At 40.9% G+C, this 9888-nt stretch carries 10 protein-coding genes; 9 read left to right on the forward strand and 1 reads right to left on the reverse strand.

What is annotated here, in order from left to right; all coding sequences use genetic code 11:
- The first annotated feature begins 77 nt into the window (after window positions 1-77).
- From E1160_RS02410 to E1160_RS02450, 9 genes are all read left to right on the forward strand, one after another.
- Entirely contained in the window at window positions 78-272 is a 195-nt protein-coding gene (locus E1160_RS02410; RefSeq protein WP_235914025.1) for a Flp family type IVb pilin, read from the forward strand.
- A 146-nt stretch (window positions 273-418) separates the two neighbouring features.
- Window positions 419-955 carry an A24 family peptidase gene (locus E1160_RS02415; protein WP_155153398.1) on the forward strand — a complete coding sequence of 179 codons (537 nt, stop codon included), beginning with the start codon at window positions 419-421 and terminating at the stop codon, window positions 953-955.
- 4 nt (window positions 956-959) lie between these two features.
- Window positions 960-1943 carry a Flp pilus assembly protein CpaB gene (gene cpaB, locus E1160_RS02420; RefSeq protein ID WP_155153399.1) on the forward strand — a complete coding sequence of 328 codons (984 nt, stop codon included), beginning with the start codon at window positions 960-962 and terminating at the stop codon, window positions 1941-1943.
- A gap of 13 nt (window positions 1944-1956) precedes the next feature.
- A complete protein-coding gene (locus tag E1160_RS02425) occupies window positions 1957-3330 on the forward strand; it encodes a type II and III secretion system protein family protein (RefSeq protein WP_155153400.1) in 1374 nt (457 codons plus the stop codon).
- Window positions 3331-3347: 17 nt separating this feature from the next.
- Entirely contained in the window at window positions 3348-4052 is a 705-nt protein-coding gene (locus E1160_RS02430) for a CpaD family pilus assembly lipoprotein (protein WP_155153401.1), read from the forward strand.
- Window positions 4052-5335 carry a P-loop NTPase family protein gene (locus E1160_RS02435; protein ID WP_155153402.1) on the forward strand — a complete coding sequence of 428 codons (1284 nt, stop codon included), beginning with the start codon at window positions 4052-4054 and terminating at the stop codon, window positions 5333-5335. The genes E1160_RS02430 and E1160_RS02435 overlap by 1 nt, the downstream gene beginning before the upstream one ends.
- Window positions 5332-7044, forward strand: a complete 1713-nt coding sequence (locus E1160_RS02440) for a CpaF family protein (RefSeq protein WP_235914026.1) — start codon at window positions 5332-5334, stop codon at window positions 7042-7044. Before E1160_RS02435 ends, E1160_RS02440 begins: the two co-directional genes overlap by 4 nt.
- A gap of 9 nt (window positions 7045-7053) precedes the next feature.
- Complete coding sequence (locus tag E1160_RS02445) at window positions 7054-8031, forward strand: type II secretion system F family protein (protein WP_155153403.1); 978 nt, start codon at window positions 7054-7056, stop codon at window positions 8029-8031.
- Between the two features lie 12 nt (window positions 8032-8043).
- The gene (locus E1160_RS02450; RefSeq protein WP_155153404.1) at window positions 8044-9006 is read left to right on the forward strand and encodes a type II secretion system F family protein; all 963 of its coding nucleotides are present in this window, start codon (window positions 8044-8046) and stop codon (window positions 9004-9006) included.
- Between the two features lie 82 nt (window positions 9007-9088).
- On the opposite strand, the gene E1160_RS02455 is transcribed toward E1160_RS02450, so the two are convergent.
- A partial coding sequence (locus E1160_RS02455; RefSeq protein ID WP_218048661.1) for a tetratricopeptide repeat protein occupies window positions 9089-9888 on the reverse strand: 800 nt, incomplete at its 5' end.

Below are 9888 nucleotides of genomic sequence, written 5' to 3' on the forward strand. Positions count from 1 at the left end.
TTTTGACGTTATCTATGTTTTGACTCATTTTAGTCTCATCAAGACCCACGAGGTCCAACCAATCGAGGAGATTTAAAATGTTGAAGAACGCTATCATTAAATTCGTAAAAGACGAAGATGGTGCAACGGCTATTGAGTATGGTTTGATTGCTGCATTGGTTTCTGTTGCTGCAATTGTTGCTTTGGGTGATATGGGGGAAGCCTTAAGCACCATGTTTACATCAGTTGAAACAGAGTTAAGTGATGCTGTTGGTACAACAGGTACGCCATAAACCTAATAAATGAATGGCTCGTCGCTTGGAGGGGGCTTTCTCCGGCTATTGGAAAAAGCAAAAGTTAAAACGGGTCGAGGCGCCAAACTCGACCTGTTTTTATTTTGACGAACATCATCCTATTCTATCACTAAGGACCCGGAAAAATGACGTTTCCCTCACTTTTCTTTTATCTTTGTATCGCGCAGTTTGTTGGGCTTTGCCTATTTGCCGCAGCAAATGATGCGAGGTTTTTTAAACTGCCTAATAAAATCATTGTTTTGATTTTTGTTTTGTTTGTTCCAATGGCTCTGGTTTGCTTCAGTTGGGATCAGGCATTAGAGCATGTAGCGGTCGCGGTTACTGTTCTTGTAATTGGCTTTATCTTATATGCATTTCATATTTTCGGTGCAGGGGACGCTAAATTTCTTGCTGGTGTTTCTTTGTGGGCAGGTTTCGAAATGCTTCCGCTACTCTTGTTAACCATGGGTATTGCCGGCGGCTTTATGGCACTTATCCAATTGATGAGAAGCCGCTATGACGTTTCATTTGTTTTAGGGTACCTAAATCTTAAAAAATTAGAGACGTCTGCGTTGAAAGTTCAGCTTCCATATGGAGTGGCTATTTCGGCAGGTGCACTTGTGGTGTCGATCATTCAAATCGTCAATGTTGTACAAAAACCTCTTAGCGGTATAGGGGGATAATCAGATGAACATGCGGACTATATTAATGCTTGCTCTCGCAGTTGGTAGTGCTGGTGGAACAGGTTATAGCGTTTTACAATTCATAGAAAAACAACGCCAAAAAGTCGAAATTCAAAAAGAGCAAATTGAGACTGTAATTGTTGAAGAAAAGGCATCTTTAGTTGCTTTGGTGCCAAAGATAGATATGCAGGCTGGGCAGTTTGTTCATCCGGAAGATTTGGAATGGCAACCTTGGCCTGAAGCCGCAAATAATGAACGCTATGTGACATTAGATGAGATTGATTCTGAGAATGAATTGGTTACTGAAGAAGCAATTGATAGTTTTAGCGGCGGCGTTGTCAGAGCACCAATTTTGAAAGGGCAGCCGATCCAGCAAGGACAAGTTGTTTTTCCTGGAGATCGAGGCTTTCTCGCAGCTGTCTTGGAGCCGGGTAAGAAAGCAGTGTCAGTTTCTATCAAGAAAGGTGCTGGCGTTTCGGGGCTGGTTTTTCCGGGGGATCGTGTGGATGTGCTGGTTGCCCTTCGTTTGAAGGGAACAGATATCCGAGGAGATAAAATTACACGATTTGCGAGTACAACCATGCTTGAAGATGTGCGTGTTTTATCAATTGATCAGAATTTAGCGGTTTCTGAGGACGAGGATGGAATGGATGGAGATACTGCCACTATCGAAGTTACCGAAGAACAAGCACGTGAAATGTCTATTGCACGTGAAATGGGTCAAGTTTCATTGGCTTTAAGAAGTTTAGCGATAGACGAAAATACCAATCAGGCTGCAGCCGAAGAAACCCCAGATCAAACCGCAATGAAAACGTCTTACATCAGAACTAAGACGACGGATCATAATGTGTCTGAAAGAAATTATACCCTCGATACCGAAATTTTCACAATCAACGGACGTGACATGTCCATGATTATTGGATCGCCTAATCCATCACAAAAACCCGAAGGTGTTGTTGTGTTACGTGGCAATAAAACGGAAGAATGAGGAGGGAAAAGAAATGATAAAATTAAGAAAAAATTTCCTAAGCTCTTTAATTATACTGATCGCTTTGACATTTTTTGGACAAACTTCGATTGCACAAGATGTACAGGTTATCTCGCCATCTCAAAAAACAATCGTTTTGGATCAAAATTCCGGCAGTCTTATCAAGTTACCACAAGTGGCTGATACAGTGTTCATTGCTAATGCAGATATTGCAGAGGTAATGGTACGTTCACCAAGGCTTGTATATTTATCAGCACGCCAACCAGGAAATACGACATTATTTGCAGTAAGTAAAAACAATGACATACTTGCAAGCCTTAATGTAAAAGTTAAGCCAGACTTGGAAGGGTTACGTCATCAAGTTAATGTTATTTTTCCAGAATTAAGCTTGGATATTTCCGCAGTGGGCGGATCCGTTTTGTTACGTGGATTAGTTAAATCGCCAAAAGATGCAGCTATGATTAAAAAAATGGCTGAAACAACTATGGGTGATGAAAAGTTAGTTTTAAATCAGCTTTCTGTACGCTCCCCAAGTCAAATTAATTTGCGGGTTCAAGTTGCAGAAGTATCGCGTGATATTCAAAAGCATCTCGGAATTGATTGGACTGCAGATGGATTAATTCGTTCCGCAACAATTGCTGGCCGATCCCTCAACCCTCTTGTCGGTAATTTATCTCCGTCTTTTTTGGGGCTAGGTGGTGAAATTGGCGATGTTACGGTAAATGGATTGATAAGTGCATTGGACGAAGAGGGGTTAATTACCCTTCTCGCGGAGCCGAATTTAACGGCAGTATCAGGCGAAACGGCAAGTTTCTTGGCTGGTGGTGAGTTTCCTATCTTAATACCAGATGGTGATAATCGAGTAGTCATTATGTTCAAGAAATTTGGTGTGTCTTTGGCTTTTACACCAGTTTTGGTAAACGAAAATCGTATCAGCTTGCATGTTCGACCTGAAGTAAGCGAGTTATCGAATGAAAATGCTGTGACGCTCGTAAATTTTGAAGTGCCTTCTTTGATTACGCGTCGCGCTGAAACGACAGTTGAGTTAGGCAGTGGTCAAAGTTTTGCCATTGCGGGATTGATTCAAAATGATTCCTCCTATGATTTAGCTCGTACACCGGGTTTGGCTGACGTTCCAATTTTAGGGCAACTTTTCAAGTCTGATACTTTCCAACGTAGTGAAAGTGAGTTGGTGATCGTTATTACGCCTTATTTGGTGAAGCCAGTTGATGGAAACCCTTTTGTTAAGCCAACAGATCGTTTTTACGTCCCGCAAGTTGCAGACACTTTTGAGCAAATTGAAGATGCTGAATCCCCTAATATCTTCCGCTTTGAGGAAGAACCAAAAGAACCACGTCCGCGGGTAGCTGGTTTCCAGTTTGACTAAATAGGAAGGAGAAAGAAATGATTTTTGAAATACAAAGATTTATATTTGGCTTCCTGTTTGTATGCTTTTTGGGCTTACTTCTAACAGGTTGCACAAATCGACCAGCAGGCGAGAGATGGAAGTTTGGCTCAAATAAAGCTGAGTTAAAAGTGATGCCTGTTGACTACATTTACGCACCAGCCGTTCAACCGGACGGTAGTTTGTCTGAAATCGAAGCACGTAAGTTAACTCTTTTTCTTAAAAAATCAGGATTACGCCGAACTGACCAATTGCTTGTTCAGTCAAGTAACAGCTATCAGGGTGAAAATGCAGCTCATTGGATTTCTTATTGGTTGGAGAGTAAAGAGATCGATGCAACCGTACAATCCGGAGTTCTTGGATTATCGAGTGATGATGAAGCCGATACTGGCATAGATCAAGATATCAACTCAGTACAGATTGTTGTTCGTCGTCACAAATTGTCTGTCCCTAACTGCGAACGAAATATGTCGGCTCATATCTCAAGCGTTACGAGTACAACTCGTGCGACACTTGGCTGTGCCAACGTGGCTAATCTTGGTCACATGGTTGCGGACCCAAGTCATGTGGCAAATGGTAGCGATCCAGGATTTATGGATGGTGAACAGGCGGCTTCCGGTGTTTATGAATATTGGGCTGGTGAAACAGAACCATTGATCGTTGAGCAATTTGATGTGCTGGATAATAGTGCGGGAGACGAGTAATGGCTTTAACTGCTTATAAAGACACATCAGAGCTCAAAGTAAATGATATAGCTGATACACTTAGTAATCTTCCTGCACTTGCTTTATCTTCTGACCTGCATACAAGAACAATTTTATCCGAATTTTTCAAATTGCAGGATTGGTCGATAGATGGGGTCATCGATGCGGATCAAATTCAAGCAGTTGAAATCTTGTCACAATCATCGACACCTCCATTTGTATTAATTGACGTAAACGATATTGTCGATCCTGTTGCTTATTTAGAGCAGCTGTCAAATGTATGTGATGAGAGTTCTCAAGTCCTTGTGATTGGTAAAGACAATCGTATCCAGACCTATCACGCGATTAAAGCTTTAGGGGTAATGGATTATTTGCCCAAACCTCTTTCTATATCTGATATCGAGGATTGTTTTACCCAAAATGAAGAAACAGAACTTGTTTTGGAGCAAAAGGAAGCTAACGCGACCTCAATTGCAGTAATCGGTGCACGTGGCGGTGCTGGTGCAACAACGATTGCTTTGGAAATTGCCCGTGCTGCGCTGCCAAGAGATATAACCAAAAAGTTAAAATCATCCAAGATGACTAAAGCTGAACGTAATACTGTTTTGCTTGATCTGGATATACATTTTGGTTCTACCGCGCTTTATACGGATATTCAGCCAACACATGCTTTAGTAGATGCTTTATCCAGTCCAGAACGAATAGATGATCTCTTTCTTGAGAGGTCAACTATCACCTTGGATAACGGCATGCAGTTGTTGGCTGCAGAAGATGATCCATCTCATCTAGTGGAAATAAATGAAGAATCTTTGGATATTCTTTTTAGTCGACTCACGAAGGCATTTAAGACTGCGGTTATTGATTGTCCTAAATATATTCTTCCTCAATTTTCATCTATTGCTAAGCAACTCGACCATTTAGTGATTGTTCTTGAACCAAATATTGCAAATTTAAGGGATGCTATTCGTATAACGAGCTGGGTTGATAGTTTGGAGAAAAAGCCAGAAATTCATGTGGTGTTAAACAAGATAGGGCAGTCAAAAAACGCGGATTTAAGTGCAAAGGATATAGCCCAAACTTTAGGAAGAACACCAGTTGCTTCTCTGCCTTTTTCTATTGATGCATTTGCAGAGGCAACAGAGAAAGGAATTGCCGTTACCGATGTGAAACCTCCTAAACAGGTTAAGATTGAATTAGGGATACTCAATAAGGCGATTTTTGGTGAAGAGGAGGCGCCTAAGAAAATCTCTCTGATGAAGAAATTATTAGGGAGGCAATCATGAGTTTTGGTAAACGTCAAAATGAGACTATAGAGACTCATAAAACTCTTATAGATCGTATGGGAGACAGTTTCAAAGATAAGAGAATAGTGCAGTTGAAAGATCGTTCGTTACAGAGAAAAGCGAATGAACGGCAAAATGAGAAGATCAGCATCAAAGAGACGGTAGAAGCCCAAGTTGATTGTGAAGCTTTAACAGATGAAGATCACCTAGTTGAAGAAGTCTTCATGTTAATGAAGAAACGCAATACTCCAGACGGCATTCTGTCTCATCCACGACAAGAATTAAGTCATATGGTGGGAAGTGATCTTGGTGAGGTTTTGTTACAACATAATCAGAATATTGATCAACATCTTGAGCGTGATCTGATTACAGCAGCGATGAATATGTTATTGTCTTGGGCCCAAAATGAAGCCAAGGCGAGAAATATAAAAACGAAGACAGGTGAATCCGCTATTGTTTCCGAGACGCGTGAGATCGTTCAGCCAATACTTCTAGAGCAAATGGACTTATCGAAGGCCTTGGCTATCCCTCGGGAAGAATTAGCGGTGCAGGTTAACGATATCGTGGTCGATATTCTTCAGGATAAAGAGATAAACATAAATCTTCTTGAGCAACGTCAATTAGTCACATTATTGATTAATGATATGCTTGGCTTGGGTCCTTTGGAGCCGTTGTTAGCGGACGATTCTGTCACCGATATTATGGTTAATGGTGCAAAGCAGGTTTATATAGAAAAAGGTGGGAAATTAGTCCTTTCTGAGGTCACTTTCCGAGACGATAATCATGTTATGAATGTGGCGCAGCGTATTGTGTCCCATGTGGGGCGTCGGGTTGATGAAACATCACCGCTTTGTGATGCTCGTCTTGCGGATGGATCTCGTGTGAATATTATTATTCCACCACTTGCCATTGATGGTCCTAGTATTTCTATTCGTAAGTTTTCAGAAAAAAAGATCACATTGGATACTATGCGCCAAAGTGGGAGCATTTCAGATGCTATGGCGACAGTATTAAAAATAGCATCACGTTGCCGCTTGAATATTTTAATTTCTGGCGGGACCGGTTCTGGGAAAACAACGATGTTGAACGCGCTCTCACGTATGATTGATGCGGGAGAACGAGTTTGTACTATTGAAGATGCTGCAGAGCTTCAACTTCAGCAACCCCATGTGGTACGTCTGGAAACTCGTCCACCTAATCTTGAAGGGCAGGGTGAGATTACTATGCGTGATTTAATGAAGAATACCCTGCGTATGCGTCCTGATCGTATCATTTTAGGTGAGATAAGAAGTGGGGAAGCCTTAGATCTTTTACAAGCAATGAATACAGGTCATGACGGCTCAATGGCAACGATCCATGCAAATAATCCAAGAGAAGCAGTTGTCCGATTAGAAAATATGGTGGCGATGGCAGGTGTGAAATTACCCCATGAAGCTGTACGTGCACAAATTGCTGGTGCTGTTCATCTTGTTGTACAGGTATCCAGAATGAGAGATGGTGGAAGGCGTGTATCACAAGTTACGGAAATTATTGGTATGGAAGGGGAAGTCGTTACCACGCAAGATTTATTCAAGTTTGAATTCACAGGTGAGGGAGCAGACGGGAAGTTAACTGGTGAGCATAAATCAACAGGGTTGCGTCCGGCGTTTATGCAGCAGGCTGAATATTTTGGTTTAGATAAAGCACTTATTCAGGCCATGGGGAGTTAGGAAGCGATTATGGACTTGGATACGGTTATCATCGTTGGTGGCATGTCTTTTACAATCCTGTTAATTGTGCTTGTTGTATTTAGCACGTCTGATCGCCAGAAAATTCGTCAGGAACGATTGGCCGCTTTGTCTATGTTACGTTATCCAAAAGTTCGAACCTCTGATGGCGGGGAGACTGTTCGTAAAAAAGAAAGAGACACATCTGGAATCTTAGCGACCTTGAATAAATACGCTCCTAAACGTGATGTGTTGGAAAGACTATTGCTTAGAACAGGTAAAAATATCTCGATTGGACAATTTATAGCGATAATGACGATTGTTGGGATTTTTATCTCTATGCTTGTGGCCTTGATGTTAAAACTTAGCTTAATTTCTTCATTATTATTTGGAAGCGCTGTAGGGGTGTTGGGGCCGTTGATGGTGGTTCGGGGGATAGCAGAGAGACGACTCATATTATTTTTGCGTGATTTCCCCGATGCAATTGATTTGATGGTACGTGGGTTGAGAAGCGGTTTGCCAGTCTCAGAAAGCATGCTTTCTGTTGCGCGTGAGTTTGATGGTCCTATTGGATTTGAATTCAAATCAGTAATGGAAAATGTTCAATTTGGTACAGATATGGAAAAAGCTTTGTGGAATATGACTGAAAAGTTACCATCAGCTGATGTTAAATTTTTTGTAATTACTCTTTCTATTCAGAAGGATACAGGGGGAAATTTAGCTGATACATTAAATAATTTATCAAATATTTTACGTAGTCGGAAACAGATGGTTTTAAAAGTAAAAGCCTTGTCATCAGAAGCCAAAGCAAGCGCGATGATCTTGGGTAGTTTACCATTTGTGTTATTTGCTATTTTGAGTGTTTTATCACCAGAATATATCTTTCAGCTATTCGAAGACCCACGTGGCCATGTGATGTTGGGGGTAGGTGGCGTATTGATTTTCATAGGTGTCATGATTATGCGGAAAATGATTAAATTTAGAATGTAGATGGAGGTCTAGATGTTTGGTATGGAAATTTCAGATTTAATTCCAGTCATGGCTGCTGCATCTGCATTTATTGCTGTGGTGTCTATTTGGAGAGTTTCTATTGAATATAAATCACCATTAGCCAAAAAAGCTAAGGAGCTACTCACACGTGAAAACGCAATGCGCCGAGGGTATATAAAACCAGAGAAAAGAGGGAAAATATTACAAAATAAGCGTGAAAATATTATTAGAAAAGTTGTCACGAAGTTAAACTTGATGAAATCTGCGCAAGCGGAGCGAATGGAAGCGAGACTGGCGCAAGCGGGTTGGCGTGGCAAAGAAATGTTGATGAATTTTCTCTTTGTGAAACTATGTATGCCATTCGTTGGAGGGGGATTTGCACTAATTATACTATGGTTAAAGGGAGGAGAAACTCAAGCAACAGGAACGCAGTTATTGATTGTTTTAGCAGGTGTGTTTGTTGGATATTATCTTCCCGAATTGATGGTTAAGAATAAGGTGGCAAAACGTCGGTTAGCATTGGAGCTAGCGCTACCGGATAGTTTGGATCTGATGGTGATCTGTGCGGAAGCGGGTTTAAGCCTTGAAGCAACTTTGAAACGTGTTGCCGTTGAAATGGCACTTGCGTCGCCAGAACTATCAGATGAACTTGCTTTAACCGCGACAGAACTTGGCATATTGCCAGAACGGCGAAAAGCTTTAGAAAACTTGGTTGTTAGAACGGATATGCCGCAAATAAAATCCGTTGTGAATACGCTGTTACAGGCTGAGCGTTATGGGACACCTTTGGCTCAAAGTTTAGTGATACTTGGTGAAGAATATCGATCAGAACGGATGATGAAAGCAGAAGAAAAGGCAGCTAAGCTTCCTGCTATCTTGACTGTACCTATGATTGTTTTTATCATGCCCTCACTATTTATTGTCCTGTTAGGTCCTGCGATCATGCAAGGATTAGATTCGATCAGTAATATGTAGAAGATTTAGTTTCCACAGGTGGTCTCGCTGGGTCCGATCACTGGGGAAAGAAGGGGGGAATTTGGCGGTTTCCCCCTTCGCTTTATTTTACACCAAAAAGATGTCTTGCACGTGATGTAGGGGGTATGTTTTTTAAATCACGCGCATATTGAATGGTCTTCTTTGCCCCATTTTCACCTTGTAATGCCGTAGCTAATGCTAAAGCCTCTTTTTCTTTTCCTTTTAAGACTAATGCAATGGACTTGTTAAGTTTTGCAACCTGATTATTCGGCATTTCATTAAACAGAGCGATAGCAGTATCAAGCTTATCAAACACTAAATATGTTAAAGCCAGGTTAATTTTTACCGACTGGTCTTCTGGTGTTTGCGTTAAAATATCTTGAAACGAATTGATTGCATGTGTTTCTCGCCCTTCTAAAACGGAGGTTAACCCGCTTACCAACTTACCTTCGCGAGAGTCTAAAATTGAATTGGTATTGATATTGTTTAAATAGTTGCGCGCTTGTGAGGCATTTCCAAGACGAGCATGATTTTTTGCGGCTTTTAACTTAAACTTATCTAATTGCAAATTAGTAAGATTGTCGATTTTGGAAATGGCTGTCCAAATTTCAACTGCTTCCTTCCAACTATTTTGGGCCTCATAAGTTTGTGCTAATCCCTCATATGCAGAAATAGTTGGTTTACTTTGTAACGCTTGTTTGTAGTAAGTTTGGGCTGTTTCATAATCTTGACGTTCATAGGCTTTGTTACCCAGATTTTCTAAACTGACGTCATTGTTCAACTTTGTGGATTGGGTACAAGATGTAAGGATTAATAGTGAAAATACCAAATTAATAGGCAGGTTTTTATATAAAATGCGATACATGTGATAACCATCACTCT

The organism is Curvivirga aplysinae, assembly GCF_009711445.1.
GTDB lineage: Bacteria > Pseudomonadota > Alphaproteobacteria > UBA8366 > Aestuariispiraceae > Curvivirga > Curvivirga aplysinae.

Bases quoted from the DNA above. Each gene is read 5' to 3' on its own strand.
- E1160_RS02435 (WP_155153402.1), top strand. From the start codon at position 4,052: ATGGCTTTAACTGCTTATAAAGACACATCAGAGCTCAAAGTAAATGAT.
- E1160_RS02440 (WP_235914026.1), top strand. From the start codon at position 5,332: ATGAGTTTTGGTAAACGTCAAAATGAGACTATAGAGACTCATAAAACT.
- E1160_RS02415 (WP_155153398.1), top strand. From the start codon at position 419: ATGACGTTTCCCTCACTTTTCTTTTATCTTTGTATCGCGCAGTTTGTT.
- E1160_RS02445 (WP_155153403.1), top strand. From the start codon at position 7,054: ATGGACTTGGATACGGTTATCATCGTTGGTGGCATGTCTTTTACAATC.
- cpaB (WP_155153399.1), top strand. From the start codon at position 960: ATGAACATGCGGACTATATTAATGCTTGCTCTCGCAGTTGGTAGTGCT.
- E1160_RS02410 (WP_235914025.1), top strand. From the start codon at position 78: ATGTTGAAGAACGCTATCATTAAATTCGTAAAAGACGAAGATGGTGCA.
- E1160_RS02425 (WP_155153400.1), top strand. From the start codon at position 1,957: ATGATAAAATTAAGAAAAAATTTCCTAAGCTCTTTAATTATACTGATC.
- E1160_RS02450 (WP_155153404.1), top strand. From the start codon at position 8,044: ATGTTTGGTATGGAAATTTCAGATTTAATTCCAGTCATGGCTGCTGCA.
- E1160_RS02430 (WP_155153401.1), top strand. From the start codon at position 3,348: ATGATTTTTGAAATACAAAGATTTATATTTGGCTTCCTGTTTGTATGC.